The following is a 24,046-nucleotide window of genomic DNA, read 5'->3' on the forward strand; positions in this document are numbered from 1 at the left end:
GGGCGGCCTTCCCGGAAATTCATCAAAAACGGCTCAAAACGCGCATGAATAAAGCGCTAATAGCTATTAAAAATGCAGCTTTATGGCTGCGTTCACTGGAATTCACCATGCATCATTCCCGTACTCTCCCGGCCGCCCTGGCCTTGCTGCTGGGGTTGGCCATGCCCGCCGCCCGCGCCCATGGGGGCCACGACGATGGCCCCGCGGCCCCGCCGGCCGGCGCCGCGCCGCGCTTTGCCGCGGTCTCCGACAGGTTCGAGCTGGTCGGCGTGATCGACGGACGCAGGCTCACGCTCTACCTCGACCATGCCGGCGACAACAGTCCGGTGCAGGACGCGCGGCTGGAGCTCGACCTGGGCGGCCAGGTCGTGGCCGTGGCCCGCGTGGGCGAGGGCCTGTACCAAGCCGAGCTGGCGCAGCCCCTTGCCGATGGAGAGATCCCCGTCACGGCCACCGTGGTGGCCGGGGCGGATTCCGACCGGCTGGCCGCGGACATCGACTGGCATGCGTCCGCAGAGGCGCCGGACAAGGGGGGCTGGACGCGCGCCGCCCTACTTGCCGCCGCTGCCGGCCTGGCGGGCGTGGCCCTGGGGCTGTGGGCCTGGCTGCGCAGCCGCCGCAGCGCCGCCGCGCGTACGGGAGGTGCCGCATGAGCCGCCGCCTCTACATGCGCGCCGTGGCCTGCCTGCTCGCCACCGCCCTGGCCCTGCCGCTGGCCGCGCCGGCCCATGAAGGCCACGACGAGGCAGCGCCCGCCGCCGTCGGCGAGAGCCCGCGCCGCCAGCCCGACGGCAGCGTCTTCGTGCCCAAGAGCGTGCAGCGCCAGATGAACCTGCGCGCCCTGGCCGCGGCGGCGGGCGAGTACCCGCAGGCCTTCGAGCTGGCGGGCACCGTGGCCATGGATCCCAACGCCGGCGGCAAGGTGCAGGCCGCTCTGGCCGGGCGGCTGCAGGCCGGCCCCCAGGGGCTGCCCGTGCCGGGCCAGAGCGTGAAGAAGGGCCAGGTGCTGGCCTACGTGGTGCCCACGGCGGGGGCGATAGAGCGCTCGAACCAGCTCGCGCAGCAGGCCGAGCTGCGCGCCGCCCAGGCCCTGGCGCAGAGGCGCGTGGCGCGCCTGCGCGAACTGGCCGACACCGTGGCGCGCAAGGACATCGAGGCGGCGGAGAGCGAACTGCACAGCCTCACCCAGCGCCTGGCCGCCGTGGGCGCCGGCCTTGCGCAGCGCGATGCGCTGGTGGCGCCGGTGTCGGGCGTGATCGCCTCCAGCAACGCCGTGGCGGGGCAGGTGGTGGACGCGCGCGAGCTGATCTTCGAAGTGGTGGACCCCGCGCGCCTGCGCATAGAGGCGCTGGCCTACGAGCCGGCCCAGGCGCAGGACATCGCCTCCGCCCACCTGGCCCTGGACGGCCAGGCCGTACCGCTGCGCTTCGTGGGCGCGGCGCGCAGTCTGCGCGAGCAGGCCCTGCCGCTGTTCTTTGCCGGCGACGCCCAGGCTCTGGGCAGCCTCGCCCTGGGCCAGCCCGTGCGCCTGGTGGTGCAGACGCGATCGCGCGTGGCCGGGGTGCGCGTGCCCATGGCCGCGCTGCAGCGCAACCCCTCCAACCAGAGCATCGTCTGGGTCAAGACCGCGGCCGAGCAGTTCGTCCCGCGCGTCGTCGGCTACCTGCCGCTCGATGGCGTGAGCGTGGCCGTGATCCAGGGCCTGGCGGCTGGCGAGCGCGTGGCCACCCAGGGCGCGGCGCTCATCAACCAAGTGCGCTGAAGGAGCCCGCGACATGTTCAAGTGGCTCTTGGAAAACAGCCTGGCCAACCGGCTGCTGGTCCTGGCGACGGCGGCGGTGCTCATGGCCTACGGCGCGTTCACCCTTTCGCGCACGCCGGTCGATGTGTTTCCCGACCTCAACAAGCCCACCGTGACCCTGATGGCCGAGGCCGGCGGCATGGCGGCCCAGGAGGTCGAGCAGCTCATCACCTTTGTGCTGGAGACCTCCATGAACGGCCTTCCCGGCGTGGAGAGCGTGCGCTCCACGTCGAGCGCCGGCCTGTCCTTCGTCTACGTCACCTTCGACTGGAGCGTGGACATCTTCCGCGCCCGGCAGATGGTGGCTGAGCGCCTTGCGGCGATGGAGGAGGCGCTGCCCCCGGGCATCACGCCGACCATGGGGCCGGTGAGTTCCATCATGGGCGAGATCATGCAAGTGGCGATTCCCATCGACCCCGCGCGCACCACGTCCATGGCCGTGCGCGAGTACGCCGACTGGGTGCTGCGCCCGCGCCTGCTGGCCATCCCCGGCGTGGCGCAGGTGATACCGATCGGCGGCGAGGTGCGCCAGTTCCAGGTGCAGCCCGACACGGCGCGCATGGCGCAGCTGGGCATCACGCACGAGCAGCTGACGGCCGCGCTCAAGGGCTTTTCGGCCAATACCTCGGGGGGCTTCCTGGAGCTCAACGGACGCGAGTACCTGATCCGCCACCTGGGCCAGACCACGCGCCTGCAGGACTTGCAGAACCTGGCACTGGCCGCGCCCAACGGCCAGAGCCTGCTGCTGCGCCAGGTGGCCGAGGTCAGCTTCGCCGCTGCCACCAAGCGTGGCGATGCGGGCTTCGAGGGCGGCCCCGCCGTGATCTTGGGCATACAGAAGCAGCCCACGGCCGACACCATCGCGCTCACCGGGCGCATCGAGGCGGCCCTGGCCGGGCTGGAGAAATCCCTGCCCGAGGGCATGCAGGCGCCGCGCGTCACCTTCCGCCAGGCGAGCTTCATCGAGGCCTCGGTACACACCCTGCAGGGCAAGCTGATTGGCGCCTCGGTGTTCGTGGCGGTGATCCTGTTCGTCTTCCTGGGCACGCTGCGGCCCACGGTGATCGCGCTCACGGCCATACCGGTCTCCATCCTTGTTTCCGCGCTGGTGTTCCGCTACTTCGGCCTGTCGATCAACACTATGACGCTGGGAGGACTGGCGATCGCCATCGGCGGCCTGGTGGACGACGCCGTGGTGGACGTGGAGAACGTGCTGCGCCGGCTGAAGATGGACCGGCAGAAGAAACCCGGCATGCGGCTGCACCCCATCGAGGTGGTCAAGCTTGCCTCCATGGAGGTGCGCACGGGCATCGTCTACGCCACGGCCATCATCGTGCTGGTGTTCCTGCCGCTGTTCGCGCTGCCGGGCATAGAGGGGCGGCTGTTCGTGCCGCTGGGCGTGGCCTTCATCGTCTCGACGCTGGCTTCGCTCCTGGTGTCGGTCACGGTCACGCCGGTGCTGGCCTTCTACCTGCTGCCGCGCATGAAGAACCTCGACCACGGCGACACGCGCCTGCTGGCCTGGCTCAAGGCGCGCTACCGCAGCGGCCTGCAGGCGGTGCTGAACCGCCCGCGGCAGGCGGTGGCGGCGGGGGCGTTGGCGGTGCTGGCTGCGGCGGCGGCCGTGCCGCTGTTTCCCACCACGTTCCTGCCGCCGTTCAACGAGGGCACGCTGCTCATCGGCATGCGCCTGAATCCGGGTGTGACCCTGGCAGAATCCACGGCCCTGGCCAGCCAGGCCGAGCGCCTGGTGCGCGAGGTGCCCGAGGTCACCCGCGTGGGGCGGCGCAGCGGCCGCGCCGAGCTCGACGAGCATGCCGAGGGCGTGCATGTCAGCGAGCTGGACGTGGGCCTGCTGCCCGCTTCCGAGATGCGCCGCAGCATGGGCGAGGTGCAGGCCGACATCCGCGCGCGCCTGGCGCCGTTGCCCGCGGCCATCTCCATGGGGCAGCCGATCTCGCACCGCATAGACCACATGCTCTCGGGCGTGCGCTCGCAAATCGCCATCAAGCTGTTCGGCGAAGACCTCGACACGCTGCGCGGCCAGGCGGAAAGCCTGCGCACGCGCTTGTCGGGCATAGCCGGCCTGGCCGACCTGGAGGTGGAGAAGCAGGTGCTGGCGCCGCAGATCACGGTGCGCGTGGACTATGCCGCCGCCGCCCAGTACGGCGTGAGCGCGGCCCAGGTGCTGGCCACCCTGCAAGGCCTGGTGGAGGGCGAGAAGATCGCGCAGATCGTCGAGGGCGGGCGCCGCTTCGCCCTGGTGGTGCGCCTGCCGGACAGCGCGCGCGCGCCCGGCGGGCTGGCGCAGCTGCTACTCGACACTCCCCGCGGGCGCGTGCCCCTGTCGCGCCTGGCCAGCATCGAGGAGGGCGACGGCCCGAACCAGATCAGCCGTGACGACGGGCGCCGGCGCATCGTGCTGTCGGCCAACGCCCAGGGGCGGCCGCTCTCGGACGTGGTGGCCGACATCCGCGCCGTGGTGGACGGGACCCGCCTGCCCGAGGGCTACTTCATCACCCTGGGCGGGCAGTTCCAGGCGCAGGAGGAGGCCAGCCGTCTCGTCGCGATGCTGGCCGTCGTCTCGCTGGCGCTGATGTTCGTCGTGCTCTATGCGCGCTACCAGTCGGCGCGGCTGTCGGCCCTCATCATGGCCAACATCCCGCTGGCGCTGGTGGGCGCGGTGCTGGGGCTGTGGATCTCGGGCCAGCCGCTGTCGGTGGCGGCGCTGATCGGCTTCATCACGCTGGCGGGCATCTCGGTGCGCAACGGCATCCTGAAGGTCAGCCACTACCTGAACCTGATGCGCACCGAGGGCGAGGGCTTCGACCACGCCATGATCCTGCGCGGCTCCCTGGAGCGCCTGAGCCCCGTGCTCATGACGGCCCTGGTGACGGCTTTCGCCCTGGCGCCCCTGCTGTTCGAGGCCGAGCGTCCGGGCACCGAGATACTGCATCCGGTGGCGGTGGTGATCTTCTCGGGGCTGGTCAGCTCGACCTTGCTCGACACCTTCCTCACCCCGGCGCTGTTCTGGCTCCTTGGCCGGCGCGACGCCGAACGCCTGCTCGACGACAAGCGCACCGAGGCATTCTGACGCAGCCCTGGCCCCGGCCCGGCGGACTGGAACTCAATACACCAGCCGCTCGGGCCGCACCTCCTGCAGGATGGTGGTGGCGATCTCCTCGATGCTCTTGGTCGTGGTGGAGAGCCAGCGTATGCCCGCGCGGCGCATCATGGCCTCGGCCTCGTTGACTTCGTAGCGGCAGTTGGCCAGGTCGGCGTAGCGCGAGTTCGGGCGTCGCTCGTTGCGGATCTCGGACAGGCGCTCGGGCTGGATGGTCAGACCGAAGATCTTCTTGCGGTAGGGCATGAGCGCGGGCGGCAGCTGGCGGCGCTCGAAGTCCTCCGGGATCAGCGGGTAGTTCGCCACCTTCAGGCCGCATTGCATGGCCAGGTACAGACTGGTGGGCGTCTTGCCGCTGCGCGAGACGCCGATCAGGATCACGTCCGCCCCCTCCAGGTCGCGGTGGCTCTGGCCGTCGTCGTGGTCCAGGCTGAAGTTGATCGCCTCGATGCGGTCGAGGTACTCCTTGGAGCGCGTGATGTCGGAGAAGCGCCCCACGCGGTGCAGCGACTTGATGCCCAGCTCCTGCTCCAGCGGGCGCACGAAGGTGCCGAACATGTCCATCAGCATGCCCTTGCAGCCCTCCTGTATCACCCTGAGCACGTCCATGTTCACGAGCGTGGTGAAGATGATGGGCTTCCTGCCCTCCAGCTCCGCCGTGTGGTTGACCTGGCGCACGGCCTGGTGCGCCTTGTCCACGGTGTCCACGAAAGGCAGGCGCACGTGGCGCGGCCTCATGTCGAACTGGGCCAGGATGGCATTGCCGAAGGTCTCGGCCGTGATACCGGTGCCGTCGGAGATGTAGAACACGGTGCGCGTGTGCATGGGCAGCATGGACAGGGGGCGGGTAGGGTTGAACGAGGGGCGGCTGCGGCGGGGCGTGCGCGGCATCGGGCTGCGCCCCTACAATGGCGCCCATTATTCCCAATTTCTCCCCATGCACCGCGCCGGCCCACAACCACAACAGCAAAGCCGTGGCCGCTGCATGGGCGACCGCCTGAGGCATCTCCCAGCCTGTGCAGGCGCAGACCCGGTTTCAACTTCTGGAGCTTTCCCATGTCTGCACGTTTCGAGGCGACCGCCCTGGTCGTACCGTTTGAAAACCTGAGAATGAGCGACGTCGAGGTCGTCGGCGGCAAGAACGCCAGCCTCGGCGAGATGATCTCGCAGCTGCCCCAAGGGGTGCGCGTGCCCACCGGCTTCGCCACCACGGCGCACGCTTTCCGCGAGTTCCTGAAGTACGAGGGCCTGGCGGACCGCATCAGCGCCCGCCTGGCCAGGCTCGATACCGAAGACGTGCGCGCCCTGGCCGAGGCCGGTGCCGAGATCCGCGGCTGGGTCGAGGCCCAGCCCTTCCCGGCAGACCTGGAAAAGGCCGTGCGCGAGGCCTTCGCTCGGCTTTGCGGCGGCAACGAGCAGGCCAGCTTCGCCGTGCGCTCCTCGGCCACGGCGGAAGACCTGCCGGACGCCTCGTTCGCGGGCCAGCAGGAGACCTTCCTGAACGTCGTCGGCATCGAGGACGTGCTGCACAAGATGAAGGAGGTGTTCGCCAGCCTCTACAACGACCGCGCCATCAGCTACCGCGTGCACAAGGGCTTCGCGCACGACGTGGTGGCCCTGTCGGCCGGCGTTCAGCGCATGGTGCGCTCCGACCTGGGCGCGGCCGGCGTGATGTTCACCATCGACACCGAGAGCGGCTTCGAGGACGTGGTCTTCATCACCAGTAGCTACGGCCTGGGCGAGACCGTGGTGCAGGGCGCCGTGAACCCCGACGAGTTCTACGTGCACAAGCCCATGCTCAAGGCCGGCAAAAAGGCCGTGATCCGCCGCAGCCTGGGCAGCAAGCTGATCCAGATGGTGTTCGCCAGCCCCGAGGAAAAGGCGGCCACCGGCAAGCTGGTCAAGACCATCGACGTGGCGACCGAGCAGCGCAACCGCTATTCGCTGACCGACGCCGATGTGCAGCAGCTCGCGCAGTACGCGCTGGTGATCGAGCAGCACTACGGCCGCCCCATGGACATCGAGTGGGGCAAGGACGGCCAGGACGGCCAGCTCTACATCCTGCAGGCCCGCCCCGAGACGGTGAAGAGCCAGGCCAAGGGCCAGGCCGAGCAGCGCTACAAGCTCAAGGGCCATGGGCAGGTGCTGGCCGAGGGCCGCGCCATCGGCCAGAAGATAGGCACCGGCCCGGTGCGCCTGATCCACGACATCCGCGAGATGGACAAGGTGCAGCCGGGCGACGTGCTGGTCACCGACATGACCGACCCCAACTGGGAGCCGGTGATGAAGCGCGCCAGCGCCATCGTCACCAACCGCGGCGGGCGCACCTGCCACGCCGCCATCATCGCGCGCGAGCTGGGCATTCCCGCCGTCGTGGGCTGCGGCCACGCGACCGACCGGCTCAAGGACGGCACCCTGGTGACGGTGAGCTGCGCCGAGGGGGACACCGGCAAGATCTACGACGGCCTGCTGGAGACCGAGGTGACCGAGGTGCAGCGCGGCGAGATGCCGCAGATCGCCACCAAGATCATGATGAACGTGGGCAACCCGCAGCTCGCCTTCGACTTCGCCCAGCTGCCGAACGAGGGCGTCGGCCTGGCGCGCCTGGAGTTCATCATCAACAACAACATCGGCGTGCACCCCAAGGCCATCCTGGACTACCCCGCCGTCGATGCCGACCTGAAGAAGGCCGTGGAATCCGTGGCCCGGGGCCATGCCAGCCCCCGCGCGTTCTACGTGGACAAGGTGGCCGAGGGCGTGGCGACGATCGCCGCCGCGTTCTGGCCCAAGCCCGTCATCGTGCGCCTGTCGGACTTCAAGTCCAACGAGTACCGCAAGCTCATCGGCGGCAGCCGCTACGAGCCCGAGGAAGAGAACCCCATGCTGGGCTTCCGCGGCGCGGCGCGCTACATCAGCGAGGACTTCGGCGAGGCCTTCGCCATGGAATGCGAGGCCCTCAAGCGCGTGCGCAACGACATGGGCCTGACCAACGTGCAGGTCATGGTGCCCTTCGTGCGCACCCTGGGCCAGGCCGACCGCGTGACGCAGCTGCTGGCAGAGCACGGCCTCAGGCGCGGCGAGAACGACCTCAAGCTCATCATGATGTGCGAGGTGCCCAGCAACGCCGTGCTGGCCGACGAGTTCCTGCAGTTCTTCGACGGCTTCTCGGTGGGCTCCAACGACCTGACCCAGCTCACCCTGGGGCTGGACCGCGACTCGGGCCTGGAGCTGCTGGCGAAGGACTTCGACGAACGCGACCCGGCCGTGCGCGCGCTGCTCAAGCGCGCCATCGAGGCCTGCAAGCGCCAGGGCAAGTACGTGGGCATCTGCGGCCAGGGGCCCAGCGACCACCCGGACTTCGCCCTGTGGCTGGCGGGCGAGGGCATCACGTCGATCTCGCTGAACCCGGACAGCGTGATCGACACCTGGCAGAAGCTGGCCGGCTGACGGCCACCGCCGCGCCATGCCGCACCGCAGGACGCTCACGCACGACGAGCACGCGGGGGCGCCGTTCGCCCCCGACCTGCACGACGCGCGCCACCTGTGGCTCAAGGCCGGGCTGCTGCTCGTCTGGGCGCTGGTGTCGTTCGTCGCCTGCTTCTTCGCGCGCGACCTGCAGTTCGCGGTGGGGCAGTGGCAGCTGAGCTACTGGATCGCCTCCCAGGGGGCGGTGCTGATGTTCATCGCCATCGTCTGCGTCTACTGCGCGGCGATGAGCCACTTCGAGCGGCAGGACAGGGCCGCGCAGCACAAGGCCGCCGAGGCACGGGCGCATGACTGAGCGTGGCGCAGGGCGCTCCTACATGGCGCGCCTGAACCGCATCGTCGCGCTGTACATCGCGGGCCTGCTGGGCTTCCTGGCGCTGATGGCCTGGGCCGAGCAGAACGGCCTGTCGCGCCAGTGGATAGGGCCCATCTTCCTGTTCCTGACGGTGATGGTCTATGCCGCCATCGGCGTCTACGGGCGCACCACCGACCCGGACGAGTACTACGTGGCGGGCCGCCGCATCCCTCCCATCTACAACGGCATGGCCGCGGCCGCGGACTGGATGAGCGCGGCCTCGTTCATCAGCCTGTCGGGGGCTCTGTACCTGCAGGGCTTCTCGGGCACGCCGGACCAGCCCGGCGGCCTGGCCTACCTGCTGGGCTGGACGGGCGGCTTCGTGCTCGTGGCCATGCTGGTCGCGCCGCACCTGCGGGCCATGAACCTCTACACCATCCCCGACTTCTTCCAGGTGCGCTATGGCGGGCGCTGGCCGCGCGTCATCGCGGCCCTGTCGGCCGTGCTGTGCTCGTTCACCTACGTGGTGGCGCAGATCTACGGCGTGGGGCTGATCGCCTCGCGCCTCACCGGCGTGCAGTTCGAGATCGGCATCATGCTGGGCCTGGGCGGCGTGCTGCTGTGCTCGTTCCTCGGGGGGATGCGGGCCATCACCTGGACGCAGGTGGCGCAGTACATGGTGATCCTGCTGGCGTTCCTGATCCCCGTGTCCTGGCTAGCCTACAAGCAGCTGGGCAATCCCGCGGCGCCGGTGGTGGCGGGGGCCCAGATCGGCAAGATCGCGCAGCTCGAAGAGGGACTGCTGGCCTCGGAGGTCGAGCGCGAGGTCGTGGCCGCCTACCTGGAGCGCGCGCGCGACTACGAGGAGCGGCTGGCCGACGTGCCCGCAGCGCTTGCGCGCGAGCGCGAGGCCGCGCGCCAGCGCATCCAGCGCCTGCGCGCGCAGAACGCCGACGTGGGGCTGATCGTCGCGGCCAGCCGCGAGCTGGCCTCCATGCCGCGCGACGAGGCGGCCGCGCGCGAGCGCTGGACGCGCGAGATGCACGCCAACTACGAGCGCGCGCGCGCGCTGGGCGGCCTGCCGCGCCACAGCCAGGCCTTCGCCGGCGACCCGCAGGGCACGCCCGCCGAGCGGCAGGCATTCGAGGACGGGCGGCGCAACTTCCTGGCGCTGATGTTCTGCCTCATGGTGGGCACGGCGGGCCTGCCGCACCTGCTCACGCGCTACTACACGGTGCCGTCGGTGGCGGGGGCGCGCACTTCGGTGGCCTGGTCGCTGTTCTTCATCGCCCTGCTGTACCTGAGCGCGCCGGCGCTGGCGGTGCTGGTGAAGTTCGAGGTCATGAACAACCTCGTGGGCAGCAGTTTTGACCAGCTGCCCAACTGGATGGCGCAGTGGGCGCGCGTGGACGCCTCGCTGCTGTCGGTCGAGGACGTGAACGGCGACGGCATCGTGCAGTTCGGCGAGATCCGCTTCGGCGCCGACCTCATCATGCTGGCCACGCCCGAGATCGGCGGCATGCCCTACGTCATCTCGGGCCTGGTGGCCGCGGGCGGGCTGGCCGCGGCGCTGTCCACCGCCGATGGCCTGCTGCTGACCATCAGCAACGCGCTGGTGCGCGACCTGTACTTCCAGGAGACGCGCCGCAGGGCGTCGCCCGAGCAGCGCGTGATCCTCACCAAGTTCACGCTGCTCACGGTGGCGCTGTCGGCCGCGTTCGTCGCGGCGCTCAAGCCCTCGGAGATCCTGCCCATGGTCTCGGCATCGTTCTCGATCGCCGCGTCGGCCTTCGTGCCGGCCATGGTCCTGGGCATCTTCTGGCGCGGCACCACGCGGCACGGCGCCGTGGCCGGCATGCTGGCGGGCCTGTCGGTCACCATGTACTACCTGCTCGCCCAGGTCGATGGCGTGCGCGAGCTGGTGCCGAAGATGCTGCTCACGGATGGCCTGTGGTTCGGCATACACCCGATCTCCGCCGGGGTGTTCGGCGTGCCCACGGGCCTGGCGGTGGCCTGGCTCGTCAGCCTGGCCACCCGGCCGGGCAGGCCGCAGCCCGTGCCGGCGGACGGCCTGTGACCCGCGCCCGGCCGCACCTCTGCGCAAGTGGTTTTACGGTTCACAAATTTTCACGTTTGTGCAAGACTGAAACCTTCACGGCGCCACGTTCCCCATGTGGCGCGAGGCGAGGGCAAGCGCATGATTTTTGTGAAAACCCAGGCCGGGCAGAAGGCGCTCAAGGAACGCCATGGCGCGCTGTCGCCGCGCCAGCGCTCGGCCTTCATCCTGTTCGACGGCCGGCGCACGCTGGCGCAGGTGCTCGCGGCCACCGCCGCGCTCGGGATCACGCAGGACGACGTGCAGTTCATGATCGACGAGGGGCTGCTCGAGTACGCCAGCGCGGCGCCGCAGGCCAGGGAGCCCGAGGCGCCGGCGCAGGCCGATAAGGGCGGCGCGCATTCCGCCAGCGAGCGCTACCAGGCGGCCTACCTCATCGCCACCGAACTCACGGCCAGCCTGGGACTGCGCGGGTTCCGCCTGAACCTGGCCGTCGAAGGCACGACGGGCTTCGAGTCCCTGGCCGCGCTGGCGCCCAAAATCCGCGATGCGGTGGGCGAGGCGAAGTACGAACGGCTGGAGCGCGCGCTGTTCGCATGACCGCGCCGCCCGAAGGGTGAACCGTGGCGTCGTAGCCGTTCAAATCGTTGATCGTCTGCTCTTCGCTCAAAGCTGGTCGACTGCCAGAGCCAGGGTGCTGCCGGCACCGCCGGTGACGATATCCCGCAACATCAGGGCCTGCACCAGCACATGGGCCGCATAGTGGCTGCCCGTGGCAAGCTTGGCCGCGAGGAAGCCCGCGTCGCCGGTGCCCGCTGCCAGCTGCGCGGCGGCGGCCTCCGCCATGCGTGCCGACAGCCAGCCGCCGATCACCGTGCCGGCCAGGCGCAGGAAGGGCACGGCGCCTGCCGCGCAGTGCTGCGGCTGCGCATCGCTGTGCGCCAGCAGCCAGTCGGTGGCCTGCTCCAGCGCGTGTGCCGCCGCTGCCAGCGCGCCGCCGATCTGCGCCAGGGCCGGGCCGGGCGATTCGATCAGGCGGTGCGCATCCGCGTCTATGCGCCGCAGCAGCGCCTTCAGCGTGGCGCCGCCTTCGCGCGCCAGCTTGCGGCCGATCAGGTCGTTGGCCTGGATGCCGGTCGTGCCTTCGTAGATGGTGGTGATGCGCGCATCGCGCAGGTACTGCGCGGCGCCGGTCTCCTCGACATAGCCCATGCCGCCGTGCACTTGCATGCCGTCGGAGGCGATGCCCAGCGCGTTGTCGGTGCACCAGCCCTTGACCACCGGTGTCAGCAGGCCGACCAGGGCCTGGGCCCGGGTGCGCTCCTGCGCATCCGGGTGGCCGGCGGCGCGGTCCATCTGGCCGGCGCAGAAGTAGGCCAGCGCGCGCATGGCCTCGGTGCGCGCCTTCATGTCCATCAGCATGCGGCGCACGTCGGGGTGGCCGGCGATGGTGCCGCTGCCGGCCAGCGCCGGGCGGCCCTGCACGCGCTCCAGCGCGTAGGCGCGCGCATGCTGGTAGGCGCGCTCGGATACGCCCACGCCCTCCAGCCCGACATTCAGCCGCGCGTGGTTCATCATGGTGAACATGCAGGCCAGCCCCTGGTGCGGCTCGCCGATCAGGTAGCCGATCGCGCCCCCGCGTTCGCCGAAGCACATGGACGCCGTGGGGCTGGCGTGGATGCCCAGCTTGTGCTCGATCGAGGTGCAGGCCAGGTCGTTGCGTTCGCCCAGGGTGCCATCGTCGTTGGCCAGGAACTTGGGGCACAGGAACAGCGAGATGCCCTTCACGCCCGCCGGCGCATCGGGCAGGCGCGCCAGCACCAGGTGCACGATGTTCTCGGCCATGTCGTGCTCGCCCCAGGTGATGAAGATCTTGTTGCCGCTCACGCGGTAGTGGTCGCCCTCGGGCATCGCGCGGCTGCGCAGCGCGGCCAGGTCGGAGCCGGCCTGCGGCTCGGTGAGGTTCATGGTGCCGGTCCAGCGGCCCGCGACCATGGGCTCCAGAAAACGGCGCTTGAGCGCGTCGCTTCCGTGGTGGGCAATGGCCTCGACCGCGCCGAGCGTCAGCATCTGGCACAGGCTGAAGGCCAGGTTGGACGATTTCCACATCTCCAGCACCGCGGTGGAGACCAGCACCGGCAGGCCTTGCCCGCCCCATTCGGCGGCGGCCGGCATGCCGGCCCAGCCGTTGTCGCAGAAGCTCTTCCAGGCGTCGCCAAAGCCGTCGGCGGAGCTCACGGCACCGTCGTGCCAGCGCGCGCCCTGCTGGTCGCCGGAGCGGTTCAGCGGGTCCAGCACGCCGGCGGCGTAACTGGCAGCCTCGTGCAGGATGGCCTCGACGAGGTCGGGCGTGGTTTCCTCGTGGCTGGGCTGGGTGCAGATCGCATCCAGGCCGCCGATTTCCTTCATGGTGAACAGCATGTCGCGCACAGGCGCGGCGTAGGTGGACATCGTGCTCTCTCCAGGTGAAAAGACCGCTCCGACTGGCGGGCGATCGCGGTGGAAAGATGCTATGCGCTGCGGTCGCCGCTGGCGATGGCAGATCACTTCGATCCGCTGGCAAGCGACCTCTTTCGGCGGCCGCCGATGGTCCTTGCCTGCCCGCGCTACGCCTTGCCGGCTTGCGACCGGTAGTCGCCGGGTGCGCTGCCGGTCCAGCCCTTGAAGGCGCGCTGGAACGAGGTGCTGTCGGTGAATCCCAGTTCCACGGCAATCGCGTGCAGCGACGCGCGGGTGCTGGTCAAGCGCACGATGGCCATGTCGCGCCGCAGCTCGTCCTTGAGCATCTGGAAGGATTTGCCTTCTGCAGCCAGGTGCCGCTGCAGCGCGCTGACCGACATGTGCAGGCGCTGTGCGGTCGCCGTCAGGGTGGGCCACTCCGGGCAGGTCTGCTGCAGCAGCGCGCGCACCTGGGCGCTGGCGTCGCGCTCGATCAGGCGGGGGCCCACGAGGTTGCCAGGCGTGGCGTGCAGGAAAGCCCGGAGCGCGACCGCATCGCGGTGCACCGGCTGTGCAAAGGCGGCATCATCGAACCAGACCGCCGAGCGCGGCTGCCCGAAGCGCAGCGTGCCCGAGTAGATCTGGGCATAGCCCGCGGCATGCGGCGGTGCCTCGAACGCGAAGTCGAAGCCCTGGGGCACCAGCCGCCCGCCGTGCAGCCATACCAGCATGCGCCAGAACACGCGCAGCAGCAGGCTGTGCAGGAAGTCGCCGTGCACGCCTGGGCCGCCGCGCATCTCCAGCGCGGCGCCGCGCCGCGGGCCTTCGCAGACCGGCACCAGCGCCACGTCGTCCTGCAGCAGAGCAAAGGATTGGCTCAAACGCTGCAAGGCGGTGGCCAGCGTCCGCTCCCCGAGCGTGGAGCGCGCCATCAGCGCGAAGCTGCCGCAGCGCATGGGCCTGCCGTGGAGGTAGCCCATGCATTCGTCGTCCAGACTGTCCTTCACCGCATTGAAGAGCGCAATGTACTGCGCGACGGTCACGCGCGACTGCTCCAGGCCGAGCAGCGATTCGGCGATGCCGGCCTGGCCCAGGACGCCGCTGCGCCAGGCCGGGGTGTCCAGGCCCCGGTTGCGGGCACCGCCCAGCAGGCCATGCACGGCAAAGATCGGAACGGTGGTAGCGGGTCGCAGCATGGTCGATCGATGAGCAGGTGGTGCGTTGCGCGTGGAATGCAAAAACAATAGCTGCTGGCACTGGTTGCTACTGGTTTTTAGGTTTAAAAATATCTGAAAACGGGAGATTGTGCACGCTATTAGCTACTATTTTTATAGCAGCTCAACGCCTCGCAAGAGATGGCCGTGATGGCCGCAGCCCTCAATCAGAGGTCGTTTGTCAGTGTATCGAAGTGATCTGCCATCGCCAGCCGGGAAGCCCGTCACTACGATTTGGCACAAGCCTTGGGCATGCGGCCGGCGCGATTCCAGACGCCGGACCGGCTGCCGCGAGACCCCCAAAAACAGTACCAGGAGACCTTTCATGAAGCGTTTGACCGCCCTTGCCGCCGCAGCCTTGCTGGCCGCCGCCGCGGCGCTGCCAGCCCAGGCCCAGGGCATCTCGGGCGACGTGGTGAAGATCGCCGTGCTCAGCGACATGTCCGGCCCCTATGCCGACACTGGGGGCAAGGGTTCGGTGGAGGCGGCGAAGATGGCGATTGCCGACTTCGGCGGCACGGTGCTGGGCAAGAAGATCGAGCTGGTCTTTGCCGACCACCAGAACAAGGCCGACGTGGCTGCGACCCGTGCCCGCCAGTGGTTCGACAGCGATGGCGTGGACATGGTCATGAACATGAACAACTCCGCCGTCGCCATCGCCGTCAACGGCCTGGCGCGCGAGCGCGCAAAGATGGTCATGAACACCGGCGCCGTCACCACGGCGCTGACCAACGAGCAGTGCGGCCCCACGCTGGTGCACTACGTCTACGATTCCTATGCGCTGACCAACGTCGCCGTCAAGGGCGTGCTGGCGCAGGGCAAGAAGGATTGGTTCATTATCCTGGTGGACTACGCCGGGGGCAAGGCCATGGCGAACGCCGCGGCCGAATTCGTCGAGGCCGGCGGCGGCCGGGTCGTCGGACAGGTGGCGCACCCGATCAACACCGGCGACTTCGCGTCCTACGTGAACCAGGCCCAGGCTTCGAAGGCACAGGTGGTGACGCTGGCCAACGCCTCCAGCGACACGGTCAACACCATCAAGGCCGCGCACAACTTCGGCCTCACGAAGGGCCAGGTGCTGGTGCCGCAACTGATGCTGATCAACGACATCCACGGCCTGGGCCTGCGTCTCGGCCAGGGCCTGGTCTTCGCCACCGCCTTCTACTGGGACCGCACGCCCGAGTCGCGCGCCTGGTCCCGACGCTATTTCGAGCGCATGAAAAAGATGCCGACGATGGTGCAGGCCGGCGACTATTCGGCCGTGACCACCTACCTGCAGGCCGTGCAGGCGGCCGGCACCGACGACGGCCCCGCGGTGGCGCGGCAGCTCAAGACCATGAAGATCAACGACGCCTTCTCGCAGAACGGCTACGTGCGCGAGGATGGCCGCATGGTGCATGACATGTACGTGGTGCAGGTGAAGAAGCCCGAGGAGTCCAAGGCGCCCTGGGACTACTACAAGGTGCTGTCCACCATCCCCGGCGATCAGGCCTTCCGCCCGCTGTTCAGGAGCACCTGCAAGCTGGTGCAGAAATCCTGATTCCCCACCGATTCCCTGTTTCAAAGAGATTTCCATGCTGCCCCAACTGCACCGCCATTCCTGGATGGACGAATCCATCGAGGCCTTCCGTGAACAGGTGCGCCGCTATATCGCGGCCGAGTTCTCGCCCCACCTGGACGGCTGGCGCCGCCAGGGCTACGTGCCGCGCCAGGTGTGGCGCGGCTTCGGCGAGATGGGCTTTCTGCTGCCCGAGATGGACGAGGCTTATGGCGGCGCCGGCGCCAGCCTGGCCTACCAGCTGGTGGCTCAGGACGAACTGGCCAAGGCCGAGATGCCGAACAACCTGGCGGTGCACACCATCGCCTCGCACTACATCCGCGCCTACGGCACCGAGGCGCAGAAGCAGCGCTGGCTGCCTCGGCTGGTAAATGGCGAGATGCTCGCGGCCATCGCCATGACCGAGCCCGGCTGCGGTACCGACCTCAAGGCGATCGGCACGCGGGCGCGCCGCGACGGCGGCGGCTACGTGATCGACGGCGCCAAGACCTTCATCACCAACGGCTTCACCTGCAACCTGCTGATCGTGGTGGCGCGCACCGGCGGGCCGGGCAGCCGCGGCCTGTCGCTGATCGTGCTGGAGACCGAGGATCTGCCGGGCTTCCGTGTCGGCCGGCTGCTGGAGAAGATCGGCCTGCACGCATCCGACACTGCCGAGCTGTTTTTCGACGGCGTGCGCGTGCCGGCCGACCAGCTGCTGGGCGGCGAGGAAGGCCAGGGTTTCGGCCAGCTGATGGGCCAGCTGCCCTACGAGCGCATGCTGATCGCGGTGCCGGCCGCCGCCACCATCGAGCTGGCGCTGCAGCTGACGCTGGACTATGCGCGAGAGCGCAAGGTGTTTGGCGCCCCGCTGCTGGACATGCAGAACACGCGCTTCAAGCTCGCCGAGGTGGCGACCATCGCGCACGTGGTGCGCACCTTCGTCAACGACTGCACGCAGCGCCTGGTCGACGGCAAGCTGGATGCCGAGGCAGCCTACATGGCCAAGTGGTGGTGCACCGAACAGCAGTGCCGGGTGGTGGACGAATGCCTGCAGCTGTTCGGCGGCTACGGCTACATGACCGAATACCCGATTGCGCGCCTGTATGCGGCCTCGCGCGTGCAGAAGATCTACGGCGGCGCCAACGAGGTCATGAAGGACCTGATTGCGAGGAAACTGTGACCGCGGCGCAAGACGCCCGGGCTCTGGCGCGGCCGCTGCACGGCGTGCAGGTGCTGGAGTTCGAGGGCATAGGCCCCGGCCCGCTGGCCGCGCGCATGCTGGCCGACATGGGGGCCGAGGTGACCACGCTGGCACGCGCCACCCCCGCCGCGGCCGACGCGCTCCTGGGCAGTGCGGCCGGGAACCCGCTGCACCGCGGCAAGCGGGTCGAGGTGGCCGACCTCAAGTCGCCCGCCGGCCGCGCCCGCGCCCTGGCGCTGGTGTCCGAGGCCGACGCGCTGATCGAAGGCTATCGCCCCGGCGTGATGGAGCGCCTGGGCCTGGGGCCGGCCGATTGCGCCGCGCGCAACCCCCGGCTGGTCTACGGCCGCATGACCGGCTGGGGCCAGCACGGCCCCCTGGCCCAGGCGGCCGGGCACGACCTGAACTACGTGGCGCTCACGGGCCTGCTCTCGCTGGCCGCGCGCCCGGGGCAGGCGCCCATCGTTCCGCCTACCGTGCTGGGCGACGCTGGCGGCGCGCTCGGCCTGGCCTTCGGCATTGCCTGCGCACTGCTCGATGCGCGAGCCAGCGGCCGCGGGCGCGTGGTGGATGCGGCCATCGTCGACATCGTGGCCATGCTGGGCACGCTGGCGCAGTGGATCCGCGCCGGCGGCCAGCTCGACGGCAGCCAGCCGAGTCCGTTCCACGACTCGCCGTTCTACGACGTCTACGAATGCGCCGACGGCGGCTTCGTCAGCCTGGGGCCTGTCGAGCCCCCGTTCTACGCGCTGCTGCTGGCCCGGCTGGGACTGGATGGCGTGGACCCCGCCGCGCAGTACGACAAGGCGGCCTGGCCAGCGCTGAAGGCGCGCATCGCCGCACTGCTGCGCAGCCAGCCGCGCGCCCATTGGTGCGCGCTGCTCGAAGGCAGCGACGCCTGCTTTGCCCCGGTGCTGGGCCTGGCCGAGGCGGCGCGGCACCCGCACAACGCTGCGCGCGGCATCTATGCGCCGCAGCCCTCGGGCGCGATCGACGTGGCGCCCGCACCGCGCTTTCGCGCACTCACCGATTCAACCCAGGAGACAAGCATATGAACGCCCCCGCACAGACGACGGCCCCGATCCGCGGCTGCCCTTCCACCATGGGTGATGAGCGCCAGCTCAACACCACCACCCTGATCCGGCATGCGGCGCGTACCCATCCGGAGCAGGAGATCGTCTACCGCACGCCCGACGGCGGCTGGGCGCGCTACACCTATGCCGACTGCTACGAGCGCGTGTGCCGCGGCGCCAATGCACTGCGCGCGATCGGCGTACAGCCGGGCGACCGGGTCGGCGTTCTGGACTGGAACAGCCGCCGCCACTTCGAGCTGTACTGGGCCATTCCGGGCCTGGGCGCGGTGATGCTGCAGATGAACCTGCGCCTGGGCGCCGAAGACCTGGGCTACGTGGCCGGCCACAGCCAGGCCCGGTACGTCCTGGTGGACGAATCGCTGCTGCCGGTGGCCGAAGCCATTGCCGCGCACGTGCCCGGCGTGCAGGGCTGGATCGTGATGAGCGACAAGCCGCTGGCGCAGATCCAGACCACGCTGGCGCCGCTCCTGCACTACGAAGACCTGCTCGCGCAGGCGCCGGCCGCGATGGACTGGCCCGAGATCGACGAGCGCTCGGCCTACAGCGCCTGCTACACCACCGGCACCACCGGCCGGCCCAAGGGCGTGTACTACTCGCACCGCGCGATCTACCTGCACTCCACGACCATGGCCACCAACCTGGGCATGACGCTGGACGACTGCTGCATGCCGATCACGCCGATGTTCCACGGCCAGAGCTGGGGCCTGCCGCAGGCCGCCACCCTGCTGGCCAACAAGATCGTGCTGCCCGGGCGCTATCAGGCCGAGGACACCGCGCCGCTGACCGACGCGATGATCGCCGAGGGGGTGACGGTGACCAACGGCGCGCCGGCCATCTTCCAGCCCATGCTGCAGTACATCGAGACGCTGCCGGTCAAGCCCGACTTCCGCCGCCTGCGCATGCTCTCGGGCGCCACCGAGCCGCCGCTGTCCATGATGCGGGGCTTCTACGAACTCACCGGTGCCGAAGTGGTGCAGGCCTATGGCGCCACCGAGACCACGCCGCTGGTGACGGTCAGCCGCCTCAAGCCCACGCTCAGGCAAAAGCTCAGCGCCGAGGAGCGCTGGAACCTCAAGCGCAAGCAGGGCCTGGTCGTGACCGGCGTGGACATCCGCCTGCTCGGGCAAGACGGCCAGGAGTTGCCGCACGACGGCCAGTCAGCCGGCGAGATCTGCCTGCGCGGCCCGTGGATCAGCGCCCGCTACCACGATGCGGCCGACAACGACGGCCGTTTCGTCGATGGCTGGTGGCGCTCGGGCGACGTGGGCACGCTGGATGCCGACGGCTACCTTAAGGTCACCGACCGGATCAAGGACGTGATCAAGAGCGGCGGCGAGTGGATCTCGTCGATCGACATGGAGAACCTGCTCATGGGGCACCCGGCCGTGCGCGACGCGGCGGTGATCGGCATTCCCCACGCGAAGTGGCAGGAGCGGCCCCTGGCCCTGGTGGTGCTGAGGCCGGGCCATGCGGCCACGCAGGAAGAGTTGCACGCGCACTTGGGCAGCGCCTTCGCCAAGTGGCAGCTGCCCGACCAGGTCCTGTTCGTCGAGGCCATTCCCAAGACCAGCGTTGGCAAGAACGACAAGAAGCGCATGCGCGCCGAACATGCGCAGCGCTATGCCGGGTAGGCCCCATCGAGCCCCATGTCCGGATCGGACGACTCCAGGAGATACGCATGAATGAACATGAACCCGTCATCATCGGCGCGCTGCGCACACCGGTCGGCAAGCGCGGCGGGCGCTTGCGGCAATGGCACCCGGTCGATCTGCTGGGCGAGACCCTGCACCAGCTGGTGGAGCGCACGGGCATCGACCCGGCCGACCTGGACGACGTGATCGTCGGCTGCGTGCTGCAGTGGGGGCCGCAGCACGGCAACCTGGGCCGGCACGCCGTGCTGGCGGCCGGGCTGCCCGAATCCGTTCCCGCCGTGACGATCGACAGGCAGTGCGGCTCCGGCCAGCAGGCGGTGAGCTTCGCGGTCCACGGCGTGCGTGCGGGTGCCTACCAATTGGTGATCGGCGCCGGGGTCGAGTCCATGTCGCAGGCGCCGCTGCCGCCCTCGTTCAAGCCCGGCGAACCGCTCGGTCCGCAGTACAGCCCGCGCGAACTGGCGCGCTACCAGGACAACCCGCTGCTGCCGCAAGGCGTTTCGTCGGAGCTGATGAACCAGCGCTTCGGCCTCGGCCGCGAGATGCTCGATGCCTTCGCCGTTCGCAGCCACCAGCGGGCCGCCGCGGCTGCGCAGGCCGGGCGCTTCCAGGAGCAGCTTGTGTGGCTCACCGAGGAGCCGGCAGACCCGGACAGCCCGGTGGTCGCCGCCGACGAGGGCGTGCGCGCGAATTCCGACCCCGCGAAGATGGCGGCTCTGAGGCCGGTGTTTGCCGCCGACGGCGCCACCACGGCCGCCAACTCGTCGCAGATCAGCGATGGTGCCGCCGCGCTGCTAATCGCCAGCCGCGCGTACGCCGAGCGGCATGGCCTGCAGCCGCGCGCCCGCTTCGTCAGCACCGCCGTGGCCGCCGCCGACCCGGTGATCCAGTTCACCGCCGTGCTCGATTCCACCCGCAAGGCGCTGAAGGAGGCAGGCCTGGGCATCGGCGACATCGACCTGTTCGAGGTCAACGAAGCCTTTGCCGGCGTGCCGCTCATGTTCCAGCGGGAGTTCGGCATTCTCGACGACCGCCTCAACGTCAACGGCGGCTCCGTGGCGATCGGCCACCCCCCGGGCTCCACTGGTGCGCGCATGCTGACCGACCTGCTGTGCGAGCTGGAGCGCCGGGGCTCCCGCTATGGCCTTCAGACCATCTGCGAGGCCTCGGGCACGGCCAACACCACCATTATCGAACGGCTGGATCCGGGGAGCAGGCCATGACCGAGGTGCTGGTCCACCGCCAGGACGCCATCGCCGTCCTGACCATCAACCGCCCGCGCGCAAAGAACAGCCTGAACCGCGCGGTCTTCGATGGGCTCCACGCGCAGCTCGCGCAACTGCGCCACGACGAGTCGGTGCGGGCGCTCATCCTCACCGGCGCCGAAGGCGTGTTCTGCGCCGGCGCCGACATCACGGCATTCGACGCACTGCGCGCCGAACCGCTGCTGGGCGCGCGCGCGGCGGCGGGCGGCATGCTGTGGCCCGCGCTGGCGGGCTTTCCGAAACCCGTGATCGCGGCCGTGGAGGGGCTGGCGCTGGGCGGCGGCATGGAGCTTGCGCTGGCCTGCGACATCGTGATCGCCGGCGAGTCGGCCCGCTTCGGCGTGCCCGAGGTCAAGCTCGGCGCCATACCCGGTGGCGGCGGCACCCAGCGCCTGATCCGGGCCGCGGGCAAGTCCAAGGCGATGGCGCTGCTGCTGACCGGCGACTTCATGGACGCGCGCAAGGCATGCGAGGCCGGCATCGTCGCCGACGTGGTGGCGGACGGCCAGGCCTTGCCGGCGGCACTGGCCATGGCTGCCCGGATCGCCGCCAATTCGCCGCTGGCGGTGGCGCTGGCGAAGGACGCAGCCCTGTGCAGCTTCGAGACCTCGCTCGCGCAGGGGCTGGAGCATGAGAAGCGCAATTTCGGCGTTGCCATGCATTCGGCCGACAGCCGCGAAGGCCAGGAGGCATTCCTGGGCCGGCGCGCACCCCGGTTCACGGGCCGCTGAGGCCCGCTGGCCAACCACCAAGGAAACCACCATGCAATTGAATTCCGATATTGCCGCCGTCATCACGGGCGGTGCTTCCGGCCTGGGGGCCGCCACGGCCCGGCGCCTGGCCGGCCATGGCGTCAAGGTCGCCATCTTCGACATGAACGAGGCGCTCGGCCAGGCGCTGTCCAGCGAGCTCGGCGGCGTCTACTGCAACGTGGACGTGACTTCCGAGGAGCAGGTGGACGCGGCCTTCGCTCGCTCGCGCGCCGCCGTCGGGCAGGAGCGCATTCTCGTCAACTGCGCCGGCACCGCCGACGCCGTCAAGACCGTCGGCCGCGACAGGAAAACCGGCGAAATCCGCCACTCCCAGGTGGAGCGCTTCAACCGCCTCGTCCAGATCAACCTGGTAGGCACCTTCCGCTGCATTGCCAAGTCGGCTGCGGGCATGCTGGCGCTCGATCCGCTGGCCGACGGCGACCGTGGCGTCATCGTCAACACCGCCTCGACCGCTGCGGTGGACGGCCAAGCCGGGCAGGCCAGCTACGCGGCCAGCAAGGCCGGCGTCATGGGCATGACGCTGCCCATCGCGCGCGACCTGATGGACGAAGGCATCCGCGTCAACACCATCCTGCCGGGCCTCTTCGGCACGCCCCTGGTGCAAGGCCTGCCCGAGAACGTCCAGCAGGCGCTGGCGGCCACCGTGCCGTGCCCCAAGCGTATGGGCGAGCCCTATGAGTATGCGCAGGCCGTGGAATTCCTGGTCCTCTGCGGCTACATGAACGCCGAATCCATCCGCGTGGACGGCGCCCTGCGCATGGCGCCGCGCTGATTTCAGCGCAATGACGGGCTGGAGTCTTCTCTTCGTGAAACTGTATGGACCGGGGACATAGGTAACAGGTGTGCCAAGACATGGGTAACACCTCAGAGGCAAGTATCGCCAGCCTGCTCACGCAAGTCGATCTGCATGAAGCGCTGATGGCAGAAGTACACATCGTGCAACCCATCGACCTGGGTATTGGCCCGATGGGTAAGCGGTGCAGTGCGCTGGACACGCGCAACCTGCGGCCTTTGAAGTGGATGAAGCCGTTCCAGCCCACGGTGAGCACGCAATCCGTGGACGGATACTCGATGGGTGCGGGCTGCTCGCGATAGGGCAAAGGTCTGGGCCGGTAGCGCTGCACGGGCGTTTGCAGCTTCAGCGCCTCGTGCGGGCGCTCGCAGTTGTAGCTGGGGCGCCAGGCATCGAAGGCGCGCTGCACCGCTGCGTGGTCGGCAAAGTGGCGCCCAGCCAGCACCTCGATATCCAGCGTGCGGTGAAAGCGCTCGAGCTTGCCATTGGTCTGCGGATGGTAGGGCGCACTGAAGCTCACGCGCACCCCCTGGCGGATCAGCCATACGGCCAGCTCGCTCAGGCTGTGTCTGCCTGAACTGGGGCTGCCCCAGGGCGCGCCGTTGTCGGCATTCATGCGCAGCGGCAGGCCGTAGCGGCGGAACACCCCCGTGAGCCGCTCGCGCACACACGCTGCGCGGGTGCTGGCCTGGGCACTGAGCAACAGGTTGAAGCGTGAATGGTCATCCAGCAGCGTGAGCGCATGGCAGCGCCCGGCCAGGGTGGGGAAGTCTCCCTTGAAGTCGATCTGCCACAGGCTGTTGGGTGCCTCGTGCTCGAAACGCTGCCAGGCTTGGGCAGCCTTGCGGGCACCGGCTGCAATCAGTCCGTGGCGGTGCAGGATATGGGTGACGGTGCTGGGCGCGACAGTGGCCCGGCCCAGCTCGTGCAGGCGCGCGGCGATCTTGCGGCCACCCCAGGCCGGATGCTGCTGGCGCTGCGCCAGCACCGCCTGCTCGGTAGCGTCGCCGCTTCGCGTGGGACTGCTCAGTGGCCTGCGGCTGCGATCGTGCAGGGCGCTCGCATCACCGTCGGCCGCTTTGAAGCGGGACAACCACTTGTAGCCCGTCTTGGGGCTGATGCCGAAATGGCGGCACAAGGCACGCACATTGGCATCGTCCTGGCCCGCCAGGTGCACGAATTCTTGGCGCAGGGACACGGTGTTCTTCTCCATCCAGACCATGGGTTTCTTCCGGGGGGCTTCAATATCCCGAAAGCGTTACCTATGTCCTGGCACACCTGTTACCTATGTCCCCGGTCCATACAGTGAAACA

Annotated in this window: 17 protein-coding genes and 1 pseudogene; 14 read left to right on the forward strand and 4 right to left on the reverse strand. The window is 69.4% G+C overall.

What is annotated here, in order from left to right; genetic code table 11:
* The first annotated feature begins 107 nt into the window (after positions 1-107).
* From ALIDE2_RS08295 to ALIDE2_RS08305, 3 genes are read left to right on the forward strand one after another with little or no spacing between them, the layout of a single operon-like run.
* Positions 108-653, forward strand: coding sequence for a hypothetical protein (locus tag ALIDE2_RS08295; RefSeq protein ID WP_013519619.1), 546 nt, complete (start codon positions 108-110; stop codon positions 651-653).
* Positions 650-1,762 (forward strand): efflux RND transporter periplasmic adaptor subunit, encoded by a 1,113-nt coding sequence (locus ALIDE2_RS08300; protein WP_013721801.1) that lies wholly within the window; start codon positions 650-652, stop codon positions 1,760-1,762. The genes ALIDE2_RS08295 and ALIDE2_RS08300 overlap by 4 nt, the downstream gene beginning before the upstream one ends.
* A gap of 13 nt (positions 1,763-1,775) precedes the next feature.
* On the forward strand, positions 1,776-4,895 hold the full coding sequence (locus tag ALIDE2_RS08305) for an efflux RND transporter permease subunit (RefSeq protein ID WP_013721802.1): 3,120 nt from the start codon (positions 1,776-1,778) through the stop codon (positions 4,893-4,895).
* Between the two features lie 33 nt (positions 4,896-4,928).
* On the opposite strand, the gene ppsR is transcribed toward ALIDE2_RS08305, so the two are convergent.
* Positions 4,929-5,759, reverse strand: a complete 831-nt coding sequence (gene ppsR, locus ALIDE2_RS08310; protein ID WP_193353141.1) for a posphoenolpyruvate synthetase regulatory kinase/phosphorylase PpsR — start codon at positions 5,757-5,759, stop codon at positions 4,929-4,931.
* A 222-nt stretch (positions 5,760-5,981) separates the two neighbouring features.
* Between ppsR and ppsA the strand changes: the two genes are divergently transcribed.
* The 4 genes from ppsA to ALIDE2_RS08330 all read left to right on the forward strand — a co-directional run bounded on the left by ppsA (position 5,982) and on the right by ALIDE2_RS08330 (position 11,362).
* Entirely contained in the window at positions 5,982-8,372 is a 2,391-nt protein-coding gene (ppsA, locus tag ALIDE2_RS08315; RefSeq protein ID WP_013721804.1) for a phosphoenolpyruvate synthase, read from the forward strand.
* Positions 8,373-8,388: 16 nt separating this feature from the next.
* Positions 8,389-8,706, forward strand: coding sequence for a DUF4212 domain-containing protein (locus tag ALIDE2_RS08320; RefSeq protein WP_013721805.1), 318 nt, complete (start codon positions 8,389-8,391; stop codon positions 8,704-8,706).
* Positions 8,699-10,783 (forward strand): VC_2705 family sodium/solute symporter, encoded by a 2,085-nt coding sequence (locus tag ALIDE2_RS08325; protein WP_013721806.1) that lies wholly within the window; start codon positions 8,699-8,701, stop codon positions 10,781-10,783. The genes ALIDE2_RS08320 and ALIDE2_RS08325 overlap by 8 nt, the downstream gene beginning before the upstream one ends.
* A gap of 120 nt (positions 10,784-10,903) precedes the next feature.
* Positions 10,904-11,362 (forward strand): hypothetical protein, encoded by a 459-nt coding sequence (locus ALIDE2_RS08330; protein WP_013721807.1) that lies wholly within the window; start codon positions 10,904-10,906, stop codon positions 11,360-11,362.
* 66 nt (positions 11,363-11,428) lie between these two features.
* On the opposite strand, the gene ALIDE2_RS08335 is transcribed toward ALIDE2_RS08330, so the two are convergent.
* A complete protein-coding gene (locus ALIDE2_RS08335) occupies positions 11,429-13,213 on the reverse strand; it encodes an acyl-CoA dehydrogenase (RefSeq protein WP_013721808.1) in 1,785 nt (594 codons plus the stop codon).
* A 155-nt stretch (positions 13,214-13,368) separates the two neighbouring features.
* A complete protein-coding gene (locus ALIDE2_RS08340) occupies positions 13,369-14,397 on the reverse strand; it encodes an AraC family transcriptional regulator (protein WP_013721809.1) in 1,029 nt (342 codons plus the stop codon).
* 343 nt (positions 14,398-14,740) lie between these two features.
* Here ALIDE2_RS08340 and ALIDE2_RS08345 point away from each other — a divergent pair, with 343 nt between their 5' ends.
* The 7 genes from ALIDE2_RS08345 to ALIDE2_RS08375 are packed head-to-tail and all read left to right on the forward strand — an operon-like array spanning position 14,741 to position 22,712.
* Positions 14,741-15,955: an ABC transporter substrate-binding protein gene (locus ALIDE2_RS08345; RefSeq protein ID WP_013721810.1), complete on the forward strand. Its 1,215-nt coding sequence runs from the start codon at positions 14,741-14,743 to the stop codon at positions 15,953-15,955.
* A gap of 34 nt (positions 15,956-15,989) precedes the next feature.
* Positions 15,990-17,135, forward strand: a complete 1,146-nt coding sequence (locus ALIDE2_RS08350; RefSeq protein WP_013721811.1) for an acyl-CoA dehydrogenase family protein — start codon at positions 15,990-15,992, stop codon at positions 17,133-17,135.
* The gene (locus ALIDE2_RS08355) at positions 17,132-18,211 is read left to right on the forward strand and encodes a CaiB/BaiF CoA transferase family protein (protein ID WP_013721812.1); all 1,080 of its coding nucleotides are present in this window, start codon (positions 17,132-17,134) and stop codon (positions 18,209-18,211) included. Before ALIDE2_RS08350 ends, ALIDE2_RS08355 begins: the two co-directional genes overlap by 4 nt.
* Entirely contained in the window at positions 18,208-19,881 is a 1,674-nt protein-coding gene (locus tag ALIDE2_RS08360; protein ID WP_013721813.1) for a long-chain fatty acid--CoA ligase, read from the forward strand. The genes ALIDE2_RS08355 and ALIDE2_RS08360 overlap by 4 nt, the downstream gene beginning before the upstream one ends.
* Positions 19,882-19,928: 47 nt before the next feature.
* The gene (locus ALIDE2_RS08365; protein WP_013721814.1) at positions 19,929-21,125 is read left to right on the forward strand and encodes a thiolase family protein; all 1,197 of its coding nucleotides are present in this window, start codon (positions 19,929-19,931) and stop codon (positions 21,123-21,125) included.
* A complete protein-coding gene (locus tag ALIDE2_RS08370) occupies positions 21,122-21,898 on the forward strand; it encodes an enoyl-CoA hydratase/isomerase family protein (RefSeq protein ID WP_013721815.1) in 777 nt (258 codons plus the stop codon). The genes ALIDE2_RS08365 and ALIDE2_RS08370 overlap by 4 nt, the downstream gene beginning before the upstream one ends.
* A 31-nt stretch (positions 21,899-21,929) precedes the next feature.
* On the forward strand, positions 21,930-22,712 hold the full coding sequence (locus ALIDE2_RS08375) for an SDR family NAD(P)-dependent oxidoreductase (RefSeq protein WP_013721816.1): 783 nt from the start codon (positions 21,930-21,932) through the stop codon (positions 22,710-22,712).
* Between the two features lie 92 nt (positions 22,713-22,804).
* Here ALIDE2_RS08375 and ALIDE2_RS24290 read toward each other — a convergent pair.
* A pseudogene (locus ALIDE2_RS24290) lies at positions 22,805-23,955 on the reverse strand (IS481 family transposase).
* Positions 23,956-24,046 lie beyond the last annotated feature (91 nt).

This window comes from Alicycliphilus denitrificans K601 (assembly GCF_000204645.1).
GTDB lineage: Bacteria > Pseudomonadota > Gammaproteobacteria > Burkholderiales > Burkholderiaceae_C > Alicycliphilus > Alicycliphilus denitrificans.

What these genes read in the sequence shown, in the direction of transcription:
- ALIDE2_RS08340 (WP_013721809.1), bottom strand. Translation starts at nt 14,397, where the DNA reads ATGCTGCGACCCGCTACCACCGTTCCGATCTTTGCCGTGCATGGCCTG.
- ALIDE2_RS08325 (WP_013721806.1), top strand. Translation starts at nt 8,699, where the DNA reads ATGACTGAGCGTGGCGCAGGGCGCTCCTACATGGCGCGCCTGAACCGC.
- ALIDE2_RS08375 (WP_013721816.1), top strand. Translation starts at nt 21,930, where the DNA reads ATGCAATTGAATTCCGATATTGCCGCCGTCATCACGGGCGGTGCTTCC.
- ALIDE2_RS08330 (WP_013721807.1), top strand. Translation starts at nt 10,904, where the DNA reads ATGATTTTTGTGAAAACCCAGGCCGGGCAGAAGGCGCTCAAGGAACGC.
- ALIDE2_RS08370 (WP_013721815.1), top strand. Translation starts at nt 21,122, where the DNA reads ATGACCGAGGTGCTGGTCCACCGCCAGGACGCCATCGCCGTCCTGACC.
- ALIDE2_RS08360 (WP_013721813.1), top strand. Translation starts at nt 18,208, where the DNA reads ATGAACGCCCCCGCACAGACGACGGCCCCGATCCGCGGCTGCCCTTCC.
- ALIDE2_RS08335 (WP_013721808.1), bottom strand. Translation starts at nt 13,213, where the DNA reads ATGTCCACCTACGCCGCGCCTGTGCGCGACATGCTGTTCACCATGAAG.
- ALIDE2_RS08345 (WP_013721810.1), top strand. Translation starts at nt 14,741, where the DNA reads ATGAAGCGTTTGACCGCCCTTGCCGCCGCAGCCTTGCTGGCCGCCGCC.
- ALIDE2_RS08300 (WP_013721801.1), top strand. Translation starts at nt 650, where the DNA reads ATGAGCCGCCGCCTCTACATGCGCGCCGTGGCCTGCCTGCTCGCCACC.
- ALIDE2_RS08320 (WP_013721805.1), top strand. Translation starts at nt 8,389, where the DNA reads ATGCCGCACCGCAGGACGCTCACGCACGACGAGCACGCGGGGGCGCCG.
- ALIDE2_RS08295 (WP_013519619.1), top strand. Translation starts at nt 108, where the DNA reads ATGCATCATTCCCGTACTCTCCCGGCCGCCCTGGCCTTGCTGCTGGGG.
- ppsA (WP_013721804.1), top strand. Translation starts at nt 5,982, where the DNA reads ATGTCTGCACGTTTCGAGGCGACCGCCCTGGTCGTACCGTTTGAAAAC.
- ppsR (WP_193353141.1), bottom strand. Translation starts at nt 5,759, where the DNA reads ATGCTGCCCATGCACACGCGCACCGTGTTCTACATCTCCGACGGCACC.
- ALIDE2_RS08350 (WP_013721811.1), top strand. Translation starts at nt 15,990, where the DNA reads ATGCTGCCCCAACTGCACCGCCATTCCTGGATGGACGAATCCATCGAG.
- ALIDE2_RS08365 (WP_013721814.1), top strand. Translation starts at nt 19,929, where the DNA reads ATGAATGAACATGAACCCGTCATCATCGGCGCGCTGCGCACACCGGTC.
- ALIDE2_RS08305 (WP_013721802.1), top strand. Translation starts at nt 1,776, where the DNA reads ATGTTCAAGTGGCTCTTGGAAAACAGCCTGGCCAACCGGCTGCTGGTC.